The following is a 16,139-nucleotide window of genomic DNA, read 5'->3' on the forward strand; positions in this document are numbered from 1 at the left end:
AATCAAGTTGCTTGACTACTCACGACATAAAAGCTTTATCGACCTCTAAAAAAATAAACGGGTTGAGGATAGAACACAGTCCGAGCAATGCCAGTGAACGAACTGTCGGGAACTAAGCAATGAACAAAACTCATGAGCACCAAGCTACGACTATCTACTTAAAAAATAGACTGAGATTGCTATTAATTCGAACTACTTAGTATCAGGGACAACGTAACTGCGCACGTCGCTGAATGTGTTTGTCTGGTTGAGCGTTGTTGTTGAGTCATCCTGCGGTATGTTGAGCGGATCATAACAACAATCCCCAATATCATTTCTCGGACATAATAGAATGTGGGCACGTTCAACCATTTCGGTTCGGCAAATGGGGCAAAGAGCTTTCATATCATCCTCCTTTAAGCACTTAAAGCTTCGTGGTAACAACGTAGACGTTAGTGATTCCCTTGAAACGTAGACGTTAGTGATTCTGACAATGAGTATTGAGTTACTCAATCGGTGAAACAAATCCTTCGGGTTTCATCGCGACTAACGAGCAACTAATCGATTGCAGGATGTTTTCTGCGGTATTACCAATAACGAACCCAGATATGCCGGTTCGGGCGAGCGTGCCCATGACAAGTACATCGACTTCAAGTTCATCAACACTATTAGGAATCTGCTCATCTGGCTTGCCGTGGAGAAGGTGGATCACCATTTCACCAGAAATACCAGACTCCTTGATCAGGCTTTGCAACGCTTGCTCATGTTTCACTTTGGCATGAGAAACTTCATCAGCAAGTTGGGCTTCATCAACTTGGAACCAAGCATTATCAACTAAATAGTTTTCCAAGTAGTATTCCCAGCAAGAAATAATATGCAGACGACTGTCACACGTGTCAGCGATTGAACGCGAGAGTTCTAATAATCGTAGCGACATCGCGTGCTGCTCGTCACTCGTCTTCATCGGATCAATCGCCACCGCAATGCGTCGCTTATCCCTCGGCTTGTTGATTGGGCGATGTAACCAAACCGCACACGGACATTTTCGCAGCAGTGTCATATCGAGTGCTTTAAAGCCTTCAGATCCTTCATCAATAGGCTCGGCTTCTTTGATGATCAAATCGTTCTCGTGAGTGATTGCTTCCTTAATAATACAAACAGCCGGCTGAACGCTGCTTTTGACTGAAAGAGGAAACGGAACTTGCTCTTTTGAGACTTCATATTCAACACGCAAGGCTTCGACACGCTCAAGCAGAGAATCATGTAAGGACTTCTCATACCCTTGTTGATATTGAACCAAGTCGCTAGGAAAATCTGGACAAGCAATAAGACCAGACACTCGAACGTGATCATAGGAGGCGATTCTAATCGCTTGCCCCAACGCGTCACTATGCCCAGGAAGACCTTGAGTGGCAAAAAGTATGTTCTCAAACCGTTTCATATACACCCCCTTGATTGATTAAATCTTAGTCGCTAAAAGGGACTTTTCTAGTCATCGATTGTAACGACGAGTGAATTTAGGTTTTTAGATAGAAGGACAGACAGGGAGGCGGGGTTTAGATACTATGCTTCTACTTCGATTTGTGTGCCTAAAAGCGCTAGACAATACCTTGATGAATACAATGATCACTATACAATCATTCCTATGCCAAGTAACATGTGTCTCAGTCACTATTTCGGTAAATTTATTGCGATAACCGAGCGCCTTTTTATGCTCACCCCCCTTAAAGGGAAGTGTTTTAAAAAAGGGCTAAATCATCCTGTAAATTTACTAAAAACAATCAGATAGAAAATCAAGATGTTTCAAGATAACCCGCTATTAGCCCAACTTAAGCAGCAAATGCAAGAAAACCTTCCTAAAAAAGAAGGTTCAATCAAAGCAACAGATAAAGGCTTTGGTTTCCTTGAAGTGGATAGCAAAACCAGCTTCTTCATTCCACCAGCGTACATGAAAAAGTGCATTCACGGCGACAAAGTTGTCGCTATTATTCGCACAGAGAATGAACGCGAAGTCGCAGAACCACAAGAGCTGCTAGAACAGTCACTTACTCGCTTTATTGGCCGTGTGAAAATGTTCAAAGGTAAGCTGAATGTTGTCCCTGACCACCCTCAACTGAAAAAGCTTTCTCTGAAAGCAAAACTGAAGAAAGGTCTGAAACCAGATAGCTTCAATGAAGGTGATTGGGTTGTCGCCCATCTTATTCGCCACCCTCTAAAAGGGGACAATACTTTCTTTGTAGAAATCTCCGAGAAAATCACGGATGCCGACGACAAAATCGCACCATGGTGGGTCACCTTGGCACAAAACGATCTTCCAAACTCTGAACCTGCTGGTATTGAGAACTGGGCATTAAAAGACGACGCCGACTTAGAGCGCGTCGATTTAACGCACATACCATTCGTAACTATCGATGGTGAATCCACCAAAGATATGGACGATGCGCTCCACGCGAAGAAAACAGCGTCTGGTGATTTTGAACTGACCATCGCGATTGCCGATCCTACCGCGTACATTACGCCAGAAGATGAAATGGACAAAGTGGCTCGCGAACGCGGTTACACCATCTACTTGCCTGGTCGCAATATCCCAATGCTACCGCGCGATCTTGCCGATGATTTATGCTCTCTGATTGAAGGTGAAACACGCCCTGCACTTTGCTGTACCGTAACCGTAAGCCAAGAAGGAGTGGTTGGTGAAGACATCAACTTCTTTGCCGCTAACATTAAATCTCACGCTCGTCTTGCTTATGACCACGTGTCTGACTGGCTGGAAAATGGTATCTCAGATAAATGGCAACCATCAGAAGATATCGCCACAATCGTACGCGATCTTTACGAATTTTCTCTTGCTCGTGCGGACTGGCGTGAAAAGAATGCTGTCGTATTCCCAGATCGTCCAGATTACCGTTTTGAACTAAGCGAAGACAATGACGTTATCGCTATTCATGCAGACATGCGTCGTAGCGCGAACCGCCTTGTAGAAGAGTCGATGATCACGGCGAATATCTGTGCTGGCCGTACTCTACGCGAAAAGTTTGAAATGGGTGTATTTAATACTCACTCAGGCCTTAAAGCAGAAAAAGTTGAAGAAGTGGTTCAGTTGGTTGACCCTGAAGGCACACATGGCTTCACGGCTGACTCAATTTCAACGCTGGAAGGCTTTGCAGCATTGCGCCGCTGGTTGTCTGTTCAAGAGACTTCTTACCTGGATAACCGCATTCGCAAATTCCAGGCGTACAGTGAAGTCGGTAATGAACCGCTTCCTCACTACGCAATGGGCTTAGACATTTACGCGACTTGGACATCACCAATTCGTAAATACGGCGATATGATCAACCACCGTATGCTAAAAGCGGTTATTCTGAACAAAGAGCCAGTTCAAAAACCTGATGATCAGGTTGGTGAAGAACTGGCACTACACCGTAAGCACCACAAAATCGCTGAGCGCAATGTGTCTGATTGGTTATATGCTCGTACTCTTGCAGAAGAGCCAAGCAAACAAACTCGTTACACAGGCGAGATTTTCGATATCAATCGTGCTGGTGCACGTGTTCGCCTGCTTGAAAATGGCGCAGCAGCCTTTATTCCTGGCTCACTGATTGTTGATAATAAAGAGCGCATTGAGTGTAACGCTGACAACGGCACAATCTCTATCGATAAAGAAGCCGTATACAAACTGGGGGATACTTTGGAAGTCGTCTTAGCGGATGTAAACCAAGAAAACCGTAGTTTAGTCGCTAAGCCAACCCAGGTGTTTGCTGAGCCGCCAAAAGCACAAACAGAACAGACTGTTAGTGAATAAATAGCAATGAAAACGAAGAAGGCGCTCTCAAAGCGCCTTTTTTATTGTTTACGTAAAATGATTATAAAGACTCACTCCCAGAAACACGCTAGAGGGTCGCTTTCTAACTCGTCCAGTAACGCTTCGAGAGACTGGCTTTGTGGTAGGGTTTCATAAGGTACCCAATTCAAATCACCTGTACGATAACTCGGCACATAAAAACGCCAAAGTTGCGTTTTTTCATCAAATAAAATCTTTGCCACTGGAGATGTATATTCGCTATGCTGGGAATCCAGCAAGAAATGTGCACGATGAAGCTCCACGCCGTTTTCTACAGGCTCATAAAGACACTTGCCCTGTTCTACAGGTAAATTAGCATTACGATCAGTACAGAGTGAGTGAACTAATTTGTATAAACGACTAGTTGCCAATTGAGACACAGACATGAAAGATCTCCTGATAGGTAGTTCTTAGTATACACCCTACCACCATTAAAAGCGGTACTCACGACATTTGTGTTTATAAGCTTTACGCTGAATAACACATTATAATCCCAAATATAAAGTTTCTTTAAAACAAGGAATTTCCCTGCTTCTGCGCAGGTCAATTCACAAAAGTGTAACCTCAGCGAAATATCATATGCGCTGCTTGATACCATTTTTTGGAGTTTAATATGTTACGTTTTACTGTGGCGACTCTGCTAGCCATGGCCATCGCTCTTCCTTCCGCTATGGCGAAAGAGGTAAATATCTCTGGCTCAACCTCCGTTGCACGTGTTATGGACGTTCTAGCCGAGAAGTACAATAAAATGCACCCAGACAATTATATTGCTGTTCAAGGCATTGGTTCGAGTGCTGGCATCACCATGGTGAACAAAGGTGTGGTTAAAATTGGGATGAGCTCCCGATACCTGACAGAAAACGAAAAAGGCGAAGACCTAAACGTTATCCCTATCGCTTATGATGGATTAGCTATTGTCGTAAACCGTGCAAACTCAATAGATAACCTATCCCAGCAGCAGCTATTTGACATATACCAAGGCAAAGTTAAAAACTGGAAAGAAGTGGGGGGTGACGATCAACCAATCGCGGTTGTGACACGTGAAGCCTCATCTGGATCTCGTTACAGTTTTGAAAGCCTACTAGGTCTCACCAAAATCGTAAACAACCGTCTAGTCTCTGATATCAGCCCTAACAACCTGGTAGTAAACAGTAACAGTATGGTGAAAACGATCGTAAACCATAACACACGAGCTATTGGCTTTATCTCTGTGGGCTCAGTCGATCGCTCTGTGAAACCTATCCAGTTTGAGGGTATTGAACCTAGCACTGAAAACATCGCAAACCACAAATACACCTTAGCGCGACCTTTCTTAGTTCTGTATAAAGTAGACTCACTGGACCAGGCTGGTAAAGACTTTGTGGCATTTCTGAAATCAGAAGAAGGCCAAAAAGCCGTGGAGGAATATGGCTACACACCAGTGAAAAAATTTGACCAATAAATAGAAAAAGAGAGCATATCGATGCTCTCTTTTTTCATTCATCCCGTCGTTTAGAAATGCAGTTGGATAACAGAAACGACCACGGCTCCTGGACGGCGTACACCTTCAATTTCCACTTTGATTTCACGCTCAATCTCAAGACCTTTCTTAATTGGCGTAACCTTAGTTAGCGTGCTCACTGCACGAACGTTATTCCCTGCTTTTACTGGGTATGGGAAACGAACTTGGTTAAGCCCTAAGTTTACAACGAGCTTCGCTGTCGGGAACAGTGGATTGTCAGGATCGACCGAATCTGTCAGCTTTGGCAACAACGCTAAAGTTAAAAAACCATGAGCAATCGTCGTCTTAAACGGTGACTCTGCAGATGCACGCTCAGGATCGGTATGAATCCATTGCATATCTTCAGTTACCGCAGCAAAGTGATTAATGCGCTCTTGAGATACATGTACCCACTCACCCACGTGAATAACTTCACCAATTTTATCACCAAGCTCTTGATACAACTTTTGAGCTTCTGGTGCCATGATGATAGGCGCGGGTTGTGGCGCAACTTCTTCATTAATCGCAGGTTGATGGTGATCGCCTACTTTAGAGAACAGGAAACTGTGCTGAGCTCTATCTAAAAAGTCACTCCAATAGTCGCGTAGCGTTGGAGACATCCAATTCATAAACTCGGATTGATGTGCAGATATCGCATCAACTTTGTCTTTAAATAGATTTGTGACCTTCATAAACACCCTTAAAAATTTAAGCACAACTGGCTATACCAGTTAATTTTGAATTAGTTCACAAACTGATGCAAACACTTTCGGGCGAACACCTGTATCCTCAAAGCGTATTATCTCTTTATTTTCATAAAGATAGCAATAAAACACCATTTTATTGAGTAACATCAAGATAAAGTAAAAGCTCTATAAAATGCCCTATTTTAATTGATACTTCTTTATCGCTACCTATCACAGCATAGACCTATGAGTGCAAAACGACCAAACAGTTCTTTTTTGTTAGTTCAAGGCTTTACAAGCTTCAGCGCTCTCACTATCATACGACCCACAACGGAGAGATGGCTGAGTGGTTGAAAGCACCGGTCTTGAAAACCGGCATACGTTAATAGCGTATCTAGGGTTCAAATCCCTATCTCTCCGCCACTATTAAAGATTAAACCGCTGTTTTTACAGCGGTTTTTTCGTTTCAGAGTACCTAGGTTGGCTACGGTGAGTCAATTAGGTGAGTTAATGTATCTATTCAAAAACCACTACTCTGTTTACTTTGTCAGACTTTGTACCCCAAAAACCTTAGTCAAACTCGGCTATCCATTCGATTTTAAGTTCAGCCTCAAGACCAAAATTCGCGCCATTGCGATTAGGCGAAGCCAACCAATCATCATAAAAGTTCTTGAATCCCTAAATAAGGTTGATCCAGATAGGGATTGCCACAAGAAAGTGCGCTCAGAGATTGTTTCTACCGTTAATGCCTTGCGAGCTTCGTTTACTTATGAGGGAACGCACTACTCCTCCCTCTCTTTTTCAAAGTGAAACTGGAACTAGCGAATCAACAACGATAACAAATAACTTTGCGCAAGGCTAATATGCTTGTGTACACGGTGAATTAATGCCTACAGGTAAGTTAGATTTCTAATCTTTTTCAGTTCATCAATAAATCTGAGAAAGAGAAGAATCGGGTTAAATTTTCACAATTCATTTTCTCGGCCATGGAGAAGTTTAGGACGTATCGTATATATGACTTCAGTATTATGTCGCTATCCATTGCGATGTGCTGAACTGTAATCCAGTACCAGCTCTATCCCCCGCCCCGATATTGACAAGATGTTTTTCATCTAAATAGCTCATAGCTTGTTACTCGCTGTTACTACCTTCTCCACGAAGTCGTCTTCTTTCATGACCTTTTTTATGACCGTGAGACTCCTCATTAGCGTGGCGTCTTCCACCATGTTTTCGCTCTCCATGCCGTCTTTCACCATGTTTACCACCGCGCCCGTAACCACGGCCTCTGAGATGACCTAGTTCATCGTTTTCTTTAATTTTTGCTTTCACTCGTTTAACTGTAGAAATACTTGCGCCGGTTTCATCAGCAACAGCCTGCAGCGTTTTTCCTTCAAATAGGGCTTGTGCAATTTGCTGATGCATTTCTTCGTTAACCTGACGCCCGCGGAATTTCGCTTTCCAGCCTTCACAATCTTTTTTGATCGAACGTCGACCCAGCTCTGCTGCAAAAAGACGTTTGTGTTTTTCAGACTCTGCGAAGCCTTCCATCATTTTTACCAAGGCACCTGTGATTTGGTCATCCTGTTTGAACTCCAGATCCTGAACAATGGTTTTAATTATGACGCCACGACCAATGAGTGATTTTATGTTGTTTAAGCATACTGAAAACTCTTTACCAAGTTCGTCAATCCACCAAATCGTTAGCTCATCACCTTGATTAAGCTTTTTATCTAATTCAGTAAATACTGGTCTTTCCGCTAGTGGAACACCGCCACGAACCTGAGTCTCTTTAAACAGTTCAATGTCGCTTTTGTATGTTGAAAAAGCTTGTATACGGCTATTGAAGTAATCTCTTTACAGTTAATACTGATGCTTTGAACGACCGTAGAATGTTTCGTGTCAGCCTAGGTTCTATACTTTTTGCTTAACTGCTGCGCCTAACCCTAGCTCAAGCAACTAGTCGTTAAATAAGCACATGATCTAGCGATAACCGCAAGATCTTGCATAGATTTCCGCCAACGTCGGCTCGCTGGCTGAGGCAAAAATCTCCTGTATTAACACTAGCAATAACTCTCCGGTTGCCACGGCATCTGCAAGAGCGTTATGTGCCAGATAAGCCGGCAACTGCCGCTTTTCTCGGATCTTACACAGACGATAATCGTTGAGAAAATTGAGCTTGTTGACATATAGCGAACTTTCCAGAACTAAGGTATCTATCCAGAGAACTGGGAGCTCAACATCTTGTGGCAACTGTAACAACTTCGCCAAAAAACGTTTTTCGATAGTGGCACAGTGAACCACTACCACCTTTCCGCAGATTGCTCTCAGGATTTTTTCCGCAAATGCCTGTGTTTCCAAACCGCCATGCAACGTCTCAGGCACTATATGGTTGATTACAGCAGTCTCAGCCTTAACTCCGTCCAGCGATAACTGGTAATAGTGCTCGGCACTAGACAGTGATAAAACACTTTCATTGATCTCAACCAAGCCGACCGACAGTATCTTATCGCTCTCTGGGTCCAACCCTGTGGTTTCAAAATCCATAACCACCAAGGGTAACGCAGCAAATACACTGCCTGCGGATGCGACAGGCGATGCGAACCAGCGTCTTACTGCGTTAGGTATATCACTGCGTTGTATAAACTGCTGGCGTTGCAGCTCCAATCTCTCGAGAGGACTCTTCTTATGTTTCCCAAACCTGATCACCTTCTGATCTCCAGAGTTTTAAAGTTCTGCTCTGCTGCTTCTTGATACCTGGATATTATCCGAAATGCGTCCTTTAAATGATTTTTCTCAAATTGAGTTAACACCTCGGGAGTTATGTTATTACTTAAAGCGAGGTTACGCTCGGAGGTATTGCACTGATGGTTAAAACGAACTTGATTAATAAAATCAAACGCCTCTAGGAGCTCTCTCCCGCCTTCTTCACTCAACAGAGAAGCATTAATTGCAGCGCGTAGCCGCTCCTCCATGCTGGTCTCTTTACTCTTGGCCGTTAATGCATAGATCCGAGCTAACTCAACCAACAGATTCACAGCATGACGCTTAATATTAAAAGACTTAGTATTGGTGCCATTCCGTTCAAAGACAAACTGCCTGAACATACCAAGCGGCGGGCACACTCTGAGTGAGTTCGCCAACATGATGGATATAAAGCGCCTATTTCCATTGAGATACCGGTTAATGTTACCCTTTAGCTCTTCCGCCAAGCCAAAATCCCCATATAGTGGCCGAATATCAAAAAAAACGCTGGAGTTTAACAGCGCTTCTGCTTCGGGGTATTTGATCCAACGGCCAAAATAGCCAGTCCAGGTCGCCAGGTCGGTACACCAGCTCAGGTTAGATGCCATCATGTCTCCTTTACACAAGGAGTAGCCGCATTGATCTAGGCCTTGGCATACATAATTCGACAATTTGGCAAAATACTCCCGCTCTTTAACATCAACCTTACGTTTAAGGATGATACCGTTATCCTGATCCGACAGGTTATGGATCTCGTACCGAGCCTGCGACCCAGCCACAAACCAAACGTAGTCAACAGGCGCAGGTCCCAACAACTTCTCAGCCAGTTGTAGCAGGCGTTTATTATAAGCATCGGCTATAAGGGTCATCATATGCTGGATAGTTCTAGGATGCGTACGGTTCTCAACTAAGGTTCTGAAGACGGCAGTACGCTGACTTGTAAGCGCCACCAGTTCTTCCAGAGACTCTTTACGATAGATACGACTAATTAAAAACACGGCCTGTACTTGGCTGCGCTCAACCATACTTGTTGCCGTTACAACGCCCTGAACCCTCCCAGCATTTACAACAGGAAGACTCCTCACATTATGCTGCATCATGGTTTCAATAGCCTCTAACATCGAGGTGCCATTGGTGATCGTTAGCGGGTTACTGGTCATAATAGTGGAGATAGGTTGGCTATAATCCATGCATTTCGCGATGACACGTTTTGTCATATCGCGTTCGGTCACAATGCCTAACAGCTCGTGCCCCTGCATTACTAGGGCGCTTGACCTGTGCTCTCTAACCATTACCCTGGCCGTTTCATCTATCGAGGTGTCAGCCGAAACAATGGCCATCTCTTTATTCATCACAGAGTCTACCGGGCGCAGGTAAACAGCTTCATCACCGCTGGTCATAACCGTGGTTGACTTGGCCAACCTCACCGATTCAAGATCGGAAAAGTAATCACCAAGTGACGGTGTACAACGGATAAGCTCAGAGAGAACCGCTTTGGGGATACGGTATAACAAGGTATTTTCTATCGCCTTTACCGTATATGAGCATACCTGTTTTCGATACAGATGGCTGAAACCAAATAGGTCACCACTGCCCAAGCGAGCTCTGAGTGTTTGATCAAGATGATACTGCTCTACAGCCCCTACCCTTACAATGTAAAGCCCTTTGCCAACCAGTTGCTCCTCCTCCAACGCCTGGCCTTTATGGAGATATAGGATATCTACCTTAGAAGCCATGACGTTGGCTTCCTCGTAAGGTAGCTGCTCAAAAGGTGGCAGTTTAGACAGAAAACCAAAGATATTAGGAAGTAATGATTGTTCCATGTCGTCACGTTTCCAAAACAATTCTCTCGGTCATCACCTGAGAGGAATTTGAAGGTAAACTATCACCTTAAAAAGTTGGTTTTTCTTGAGTCCCGAGAAGGGAACCTAGTCTTTAGACTAACTCAACCTGCTTAATGTTAACCACCTACTTCAGTAGGTGGTTTAAGGTTAAAAAATTAAACAACGTTTAATATTCCACAATAGTTATTCAGATACTGGCGCCACTTTTTTAGACTGCGATACACGCATCAGTTCTTTGGCGATTGACCAAAAAACAAAACCCAAGATAGCAATAGCCAACACGTAATATCCATTCATCACCCAGCCCGGTACATTGTGAGCTAAGAAGATGTACATAGAGATAGACGCCAAACAAATAAGTGATGCGGCAGCCTTACCAAAGGCCCAAGGAGTTATATCTACCTGTTCTGTGTATTCTTCTTCGTACGCATCTTGTGGATAGAAGTGTCCAACAATTAGCATGAATACAACGTTTGCTACAAACAGAAGGCCGACAAGGTGGAAGAAGTGGATATCGACTTTAATCACAAAGTTAAACAGAATGTATGCCGCCATACCAAACACCAAGCCAAGCTTAGCTGCGATAGCCGGTACTCTCTTAGTCAGTAGACCAACCAACACTACACTCAGGATTGGCGAGTTAAAGATCCCCTGCAACTGCTGAATCAGGTAAAATAGGCCATCCGGTGCATTTGCGACCAGTGGTGCAACCAGCATAGAAGTTACCGCAAGCCCCATTCCCAATAGTTTTCCTACACGAACGGATTGTGCTTCAGTAGCATCCGGACGCAGAGTTTTCTTGTAGATGTTTACCGTAAACAGAGTCACCGAAGAGCTAAGTCCGCCACTAAAGGTCGAGAATACCGCTCCAACTACAACTGCGGCGAAGAAGCCAACCAGTACTTCTGGTAGCACAAGGTGAACCAAGTTCGGATAGGCATTGTCTGGGTTGTCTATTTGGCCATTGAACACATGGAAAGCAATGATACCCGGCAAGATAATGATCATTGGAATCATTAGCTTAAAGAATGCACACAGCAGCACACCTTTCTGACCTTCAGCCAAGTTTTTGGCACCCAGTGCTTTCTGAACAATCGACTGGTTGGTACACCAGAAGAACATGTTAGAGACAATTAGACCAGTAAACAGTGTAGAAAATGGGACTAAAGAATCACTGTCACCGATGGAGTTGAACTTATCAGGGTGGCTTTGGTAAACCTCCACCAAACCGCTCCACATATTACCATCACCAACATAGGCTAGTGCGAATCCAGTTACCATCAGTCCTCCAGTAATAAGGCCGACACCGTTAATTGTATCCGCGGCAGCGATAGCTTTAATGCCACCGAATACAGCATAGATAGCACCTAAGCCACCCACTCCCCAGACCATGAGCCACATCGCCGCTGATTTATCGATTGCAAAAACATTGGATACATCAAATAAACTCTCGAGAGCGAGCGCACCCGTATAAAGCACGATCGGCAGTAAAGAAATGACATACATGCTGAGGAAAAGGATCGATGTGATCGTCAGTGTCTGCTTGTCGAAGCGCTTTTCTAGATACTCAGGAATCGTGGAGATGCCGAGTTTGAGATAACGAGGCAGGAAGTACATCGCAAACAATACGATAGTGATTGCCGCCATAACCTCCCAGGCCATAACGATAAAACCAGTTCGGAAAGATAGGCCATTTAGACCCACCAAGTGTTCTGTTGACATATTCATTAACAACATGGAGCCACCGATATAAACACCGGTCAGAGAACGCCCCCCAAGAAAGTAACCTTCCGATGACTCTTCCAGATGAGCCGCACGTGTTTTGTAGTATGCGAACCCTGCTACGAACAGGGTGAATGCAAGAAAGGATAATAGAGCTAACATGTAGCCTCCAAATTGTGTTTGCACGTTGCCATGACGCCAACACAGAATTGGCGCCAGACTACTATTGGAATGTTAAAAAATTTATAGAGTTATTATAATTTGACTTCTTTGCCAGTCTGCAGAGACTCTAGGGCTTTATCAGCCATCACTAAAGCCTGCTCACCGTCATAACCGCTACATTCCGGTTTAGTGCGGCCTGCGAGCACATCAACAAAATGTTCCCATTCAGCTTTGTAAGCCGCATCGTAGCGCTGCAGAAAGAAGTGCTCTGGTTTTGCTGCAGTGCAACCAGCGTCGTTCCACTGCTCAACTGCATCTTCTTTGATGTTGTTGGCAGTCAGCAGACCTTTTTCACCATGCAGTTCGATACGCTGATCATAACCATAGCCAGAACGGCGTGTGTTTGAGATAGTCGCCAAGGCGCCTGATGGGAACTTCATAACAACGAATGCGGTATCTATATCACCAGCTTCACCGATAGCCGGATCAACCAGGTTACTCCCCTGTGCATAGATAGACACAGGATCTTCACCCATGATAAAACGCGCCATATCAAAGTCATGGATAGTCATATCACGGAACATGCCACCAGATACTTTTACGTACTCCGCTGGTGGTGGTGATGGATCACGTGAAGTAATGATCAGAGATTCAGCTTTACCTATGCTGCCAGAACTTAGCATTTCACGAATCTTGCGAAACTGTGGGTCATAGCGGCGGTTAAAAGCCACAAAAAGCGGCACCTGATTGTCGTTCACCGTCTTCAGACACGCACGTACACGATCAATATCAAGATGGACCGGCTTTTCACAGAAGATTGCTTTGCCTGCATTTGCTGCCAATTCAATTAACTCAGCATGCGTATCTGTAGCAGAAGCAATCAGCACACCATCAACATTAGCGTCTGCGAGCGCTTCTTCAATAGACTGAACTTTAGCGCCATATTTAGTTGCTAAGTTCTCTGCATTTTCTGCGAACGGGTCAATAACTGAATAAAGGTTGGTATCTTTATGTGCATCTACATTTACAGAATGGACTTGTCCAATTCGTCCAGCGCCGAAAAGTGCAATATTATACATTGTCGTCTCCTATTTCATAAATCAGTAATAGAAAATTTTCTTAATTATCAATTCTTAATTTATGCATCAGTTTCAAAATTATTTTTATATCCAATATCAAATGACATAATATTAACTATCACTTTATTACAGATATATATTTCACAAAATTAAACTATAAATCAGAGATATTACCTACAAAAAGGCCCATTAAACGGGATAAAGTAGCATCAATAATATTTCTGACATTCTAATAGTTACTTTTTAGTAACTACTAGAACAAAAATTTATTCCTAACGAGGAAATCAAATATTTGCAATATCTTTAATATATTGACGTGCTTTTAGTGCATACTCTAACGGATCCGCTGTAGCAGGATCTTGCTCTGCTTCTACAACCATCCAACCTTCATAACTACTTTTATCCAAGATTTCGAATACAGGTGCGAAATCTATTACACCATCACCAGGTACAGTAAATGCGCCTAATCTCACACCATCAAGAAAACTACGATGCTCATCAATAACTTGATGTCGCTTCTCATCCCGAATATCTTTAAGGTGAACATGAGGAATACGATCGACATATTTTGTTAATACATCAATGATTGCCTGCTGACTTCCCTCTGAATAATAAATATGTCCGGTATCTAGCAACAACCCTACCGATTGGTCAGTGATTCCCATAAACTTATCAATTTCTTCAGGCGTTTGGATAGCTGTCCCCATATGATGATGAAGACAAACTTTCATTCCTTTTTCGGCAGCAAGTTCAGATAACTGATTATAACCAGATGCAACTTTTTTCCATTGCTCTTCATTAAATGTAGGCTTTTCATCGAACACTGCTTTATCTGTACCCTGAATACTGCCACTTTGCTCAGAGCATCCGATAACCTTTGCTCCCATTTCATGTAGAAAGTTCATATGCGATAGGAAACCCGTAATAGTCTCATCTTCTTTTCCATCTGCGAAAAAAGTACTGAACCAAGCGTTACAAATTTGAATACCTCGCAAATCTAATTTCTCTTTTAATACAGCAGTATCTTTCGGATATTTATTACCTACTTCACTTCCAGTAAATCCTGCAAGAGCCATTTCACTCACACATTGTTCAAAGGTATTATCACCACCTAAACTAGGTAAATCATCGTTTGTCCAGGCTATAGGAGCAATACCTAATTTTACTTTATTCTTATCCATTGATGTTCTCCAAGTTATTGTTTTTCCTCCAGTGAGAGCCATTCTCTCTGGAATTTAATTTCGACTTACTGTTTAATATTTTCACATGATCATTAAATTCCAGCCTGCACAAACGGTCAGCAGTTATATAGTTATAGTTCGAATTATTTACTGGTTTTAACGACTCATATACTTCAGCGTTAAAATAAAGCAATGTTATACATGATGCACCTCAAAGTTATTAAAGATGTAATATCTGCATTTCATGTTGTTGAAAATAATCTAACAGGAGTAAAAAATTGTTCCCAACATATCTATAAATAATTTCAACCTGACTACTGATCCTATTTTCTTACGCCAGTAATTACACCATTAGCCAGATTAATACCCCAGACAACAGATTAGACATGCTACCTATTATCCTGGGCCACATTGGCTTTTGTCACAAAAATACGCTTAACTTGCGTTATGTCACATTTTATCCATAATTGTGATCGCTAATAAATTTTTTCAATCAATCACAAAGTATTTATCTTCACCAGCCCTGATAATATAATGCCTAAATAACATAAAGGTACATATCTGAAACTATGAAAAAATTGTCTGAAATCACTATAGAAGAGTTAAAGGAAGTTTACTTTGGGAGTATAAAATACCCTATAAATGGTACCCAAGGACCACGTATTCAAAGGGGTATACAGTTTTTTCACCTACATAGTGGGCAGGTCACCTTTGAAATAGAGGAATTTACATTAACACTCAATGCAGGAGATTTTTGTATTCTCTTACCTGGGCGTCATGAATTTCATCAATTCAGCCAAACACAAGAAAGTTACCATACCTGGTGCCAGTTAGACTTTATTGGAAATACAGATCATCTCCGGCTACAGCTCGAGCCAATTCCACCCGTTGTTGAAGCAAATAGTGAAATCATCCGTTATATGGACTTGGGTTTAGCACTTACTCAGTCTCCTGAACTTGATACCTACGATGCACTTTTGGAGCTAGGAAAATCGCTACTGCGCTATTTTATTAATTATTCTCATAGATTATCTTCTACTGACCATGATCAACCCCCATTGCCCAGAAGTGTATTGCTAGCATGTGATTATATAAGCCAACACATAGCACGGCCTTTGACTCTACCTCAAATAGCAGAAGCCGCACACGTATCCGTTAATCACTTGATACACCTATTTAGAACTCATTTATCAGTCACTCCAATGCGTTATCTTTGGCGACTCCGGTGTGAGCGGGCAAGTGTTATCTTGAACAATACAAATAATATACCTATCGCCCACATAGCAGAGCAGACGGGATTTAGTTCCCCATATCACTTTTCCCGGGTATTCAAACAGAATTTTGGCATATCTCCTTTACAATTCAGGAAGCAAAAACACAGTCACGCGAAGAAAGTTTGAATAACTAACTTGAAACTCCCAAA

The 16,139-nt window shown here is 42.8% G+C and carries 13 protein-coding genes and 1 tRNA gene; 4 read left to right on the forward strand and 10 right to left on the reverse strand.

The window, feature by feature from the left end:
• Nucleotides 1-192: 192 nt before the first annotated feature.
• Together OO774_RS24050 and OO774_RS23315 are read right to left on the reverse strand one after the other, a co-directional pair.
• Nucleotides 193-384, reverse strand: coding sequence for a hypothetical protein (locus tag OO774_RS24050; RefSeq protein ID WP_321274375.1), 192 nt, complete (start codon nt 382-384; stop codon nt 193-195).
• A 100-nt stretch (nt 385-484) separates the two neighbouring features.
• On the reverse strand, nt 485-1,420 hold the full coding sequence (locus tag OO774_RS23315) for a universal stress protein (RefSeq protein ID WP_264907134.1): 936 nt from the start codon (nt 1,418-1,420) through the stop codon (nt 485-487).
• 357 nt (nt 1,421-1,777) lie between these two features.
• On the opposite strand from OO774_RS23315, the gene rnb reads away from it, so the two are divergent.
• On the forward strand, nt 1,778-3,781 hold the full coding sequence (gene rnb / locus OO774_RS23320; RefSeq protein ID WP_264907136.1) for an exoribonuclease II: 2,004 nt from the start codon (nt 1,778-1,780) through the stop codon (nt 3,779-3,781).
• Between the two features lie 71 nt (nt 3,782-3,852).
• Here rnb and OO774_RS23325 read toward each other — a convergent pair whose 3' ends face one another.
• Nucleotides 3,853-4,206, reverse strand: a complete 354-nt coding sequence (locus tag OO774_RS23325; protein WP_264907138.1) for a DUF3024 domain-containing protein — start codon at nt 4,204-4,206, stop codon at nt 3,853-3,855.
• Nucleotides 4,207-4,433: 227 nt separating this feature from the next.
• Between OO774_RS23325 and OO774_RS23330 the strand changes: the two genes are divergently transcribed.
• Nucleotides 4,434-5,261 (forward strand): phosphate ABC transporter substrate-binding protein, encoded by an 828-nt coding sequence (locus OO774_RS23330; RefSeq protein WP_264907140.1) that lies wholly within the window; start codon nt 4,434-4,436, stop codon nt 5,259-5,261.
• Between the two features lie 50 nt (nt 5,262-5,311).
• On the opposite strand, the gene OO774_RS23335 is transcribed toward OO774_RS23330, so the two are convergent.
• The gene (locus OO774_RS23335; protein ID WP_264907142.1) at nt 5,312-5,992 is read right to left on the reverse strand and encodes a MaoC family dehydratase; all 681 of its coding nucleotides are present in this window, start codon (nt 5,990-5,992) and stop codon (nt 5,312-5,314) included.
• Nucleotides 5,993-6,318: 326 nt separating this feature from the next.
• Between OO774_RS23335 and OO774_RS23340 the strand changes: the two genes are divergently transcribed.
• A tRNA-Ser gene (locus OO774_RS23340) sits at nt 6,319-6,409 on the forward strand.
• A gap of 708 nt (nt 6,410-7,117) precedes the next feature.
• Here OO774_RS23340 and OO774_RS23345 read toward each other — a convergent pair.
• The 6 genes from OO774_RS23345 to iolE all read right to left on the reverse strand — a co-directional run bounded on the left by OO774_RS23345 (nt 7,118) and on the right by iolE (nt 14,716).
• Nucleotides 7,118-7,819 (reverse strand): recombinase family protein, encoded by a 702-nt coding sequence (locus OO774_RS23345; protein WP_346015264.1) that lies wholly within the window; start codon nt 7,817-7,819, stop codon nt 7,118-7,120.
• A gap of 147 nt (nt 7,820-7,966) precedes the next feature.
• A complete protein-coding gene (locus OO774_RS23350) occupies nt 7,967-8,692 on the reverse strand; it encodes an exonuclease domain-containing protein (RefSeq protein WP_264907143.1) in 726 nt (241 codons plus the stop codon).
• A complete protein-coding gene (locus OO774_RS23355; protein WP_264907144.1) occupies nt 8,689-10,551 on the reverse strand; it encodes a DUF294 nucleotidyltransferase-like domain-containing protein in 1,863 nt (620 codons plus the stop codon). The genes OO774_RS23350 and OO774_RS23355 overlap by 4 nt, the downstream gene beginning before the upstream one ends.
• Nucleotides 10,552-10,755: 204 nt before the next feature.
• Complete coding sequence (locus tag OO774_RS23360) at nt 10,756-12,456, reverse strand: solute:sodium symporter family transporter (protein WP_264907146.1); 1,701 nt, start codon at nt 12,454-12,456, stop codon at nt 10,756-10,758.
• A gap of 92 nt (nt 12,457-12,548) precedes the next feature.
• Nucleotides 12,549-13,535 (reverse strand): inositol 2-dehydrogenase, encoded by a 987-nt coding sequence (gene iolG / locus OO774_RS23365; RefSeq protein ID WP_264907147.1) that lies wholly within the window; start codon nt 13,533-13,535, stop codon nt 12,549-12,551.
• A gap of 284 nt (nt 13,536-13,819) precedes the next feature.
• Nucleotides 13,820-14,716, reverse strand: coding sequence for a myo-inosose-2 dehydratase (iolE, locus tag OO774_RS23370; RefSeq protein WP_264907148.1), 897 nt, complete (start codon nt 14,714-14,716; stop codon nt 13,820-13,822).
• Nucleotides 14,717-15,285: 569 nt separating this feature from the next.
• Between iolE and OO774_RS23375 the strand changes: the two genes are divergently transcribed.
• Nucleotides 15,286-16,116, forward strand: coding sequence for an AraC family transcriptional regulator (locus OO774_RS23375; protein ID WP_264907150.1), 831 nt, complete (start codon nt 15,286-15,288; stop codon nt 16,114-16,116).
• Nucleotides 16,117-16,139: the final 23 nt, after the last annotated feature.

It is taken from the genome of Vibrio sp. STUT-A11, assembly GCF_026000435.1.
Lineage (GTDB): Bacteria > Pseudomonadota > Gammaproteobacteria > Enterobacterales > Vibrionaceae > Vibrio.

What these genes read in the sequence shown, in the direction of transcription:
- OO774_RS24050 (WP_321274375.1), bottom strand. Translation starts at nt 384, where the DNA reads ATGAAAGCTCTTTGCCCCATTTGCCGAACCGAAATGGTTGAACGTGCC.
- OO774_RS23315 (WP_264907134.1), bottom strand. Translation starts at nt 1,420, where the DNA reads ATGAAACGGTTTGAGAACATACTTTTTGCCACTCAAGGTCTTCCTGGG.
- rnb (WP_264907136.1), top strand. Translation starts at nt 1,778, where the DNA reads ATGTTTCAAGATAACCCGCTATTAGCCCAACTTAAGCAGCAAATGCAA.
- OO774_RS23325 (WP_264907138.1), bottom strand. Translation starts at nt 4,206, where the DNA reads ATGTCTGTGTCTCAATTGGCAACTAGTCGTTTATACAAATTAGTTCAC.
- OO774_RS23330 (WP_264907140.1), top strand. Translation starts at nt 4,434, where the DNA reads ATGTTACGTTTTACTGTGGCGACTCTGCTAGCCATGGCCATCGCTCTT.
- OO774_RS23335 (WP_264907142.1), bottom strand. Translation starts at nt 5,992, where the DNA reads ATGAAGGTCACAAATCTATTTAAAGACAAAGTTGATGCGATATCTGCA.
- OO774_RS23355 (WP_264907144.1), bottom strand. Translation starts at nt 10,551, where the DNA reads ATGGAACAATCATTACTTCCTAATATCTTTGGTTTTCTGTCTAAACTG.
- OO774_RS23360 (WP_264907146.1), bottom strand. Translation starts at nt 12,456, where the DNA reads ATGTTAGCTCTATTATCCTTTCTTGCATTCACCCTGTTCGTAGCAGGG.
- iolG (WP_264907147.1), bottom strand. Translation starts at nt 13,535, where the DNA reads ATGTATAATATTGCACTTTTCGGCGCTGGACGAATTGGACAAGTCCAT.
- iolE (WP_264907148.1), bottom strand. Translation starts at nt 14,716, where the DNA reads ATGGATAAGAATAAAGTAAAATTAGGTATTGCTCCTATAGCCTGGACA.
- OO774_RS23375 (WP_264907150.1), top strand. Translation starts at nt 15,286, where the DNA reads ATGAAAAAATTGTCTGAAATCACTATAGAAGAGTTAAAGGAAGTTTAC.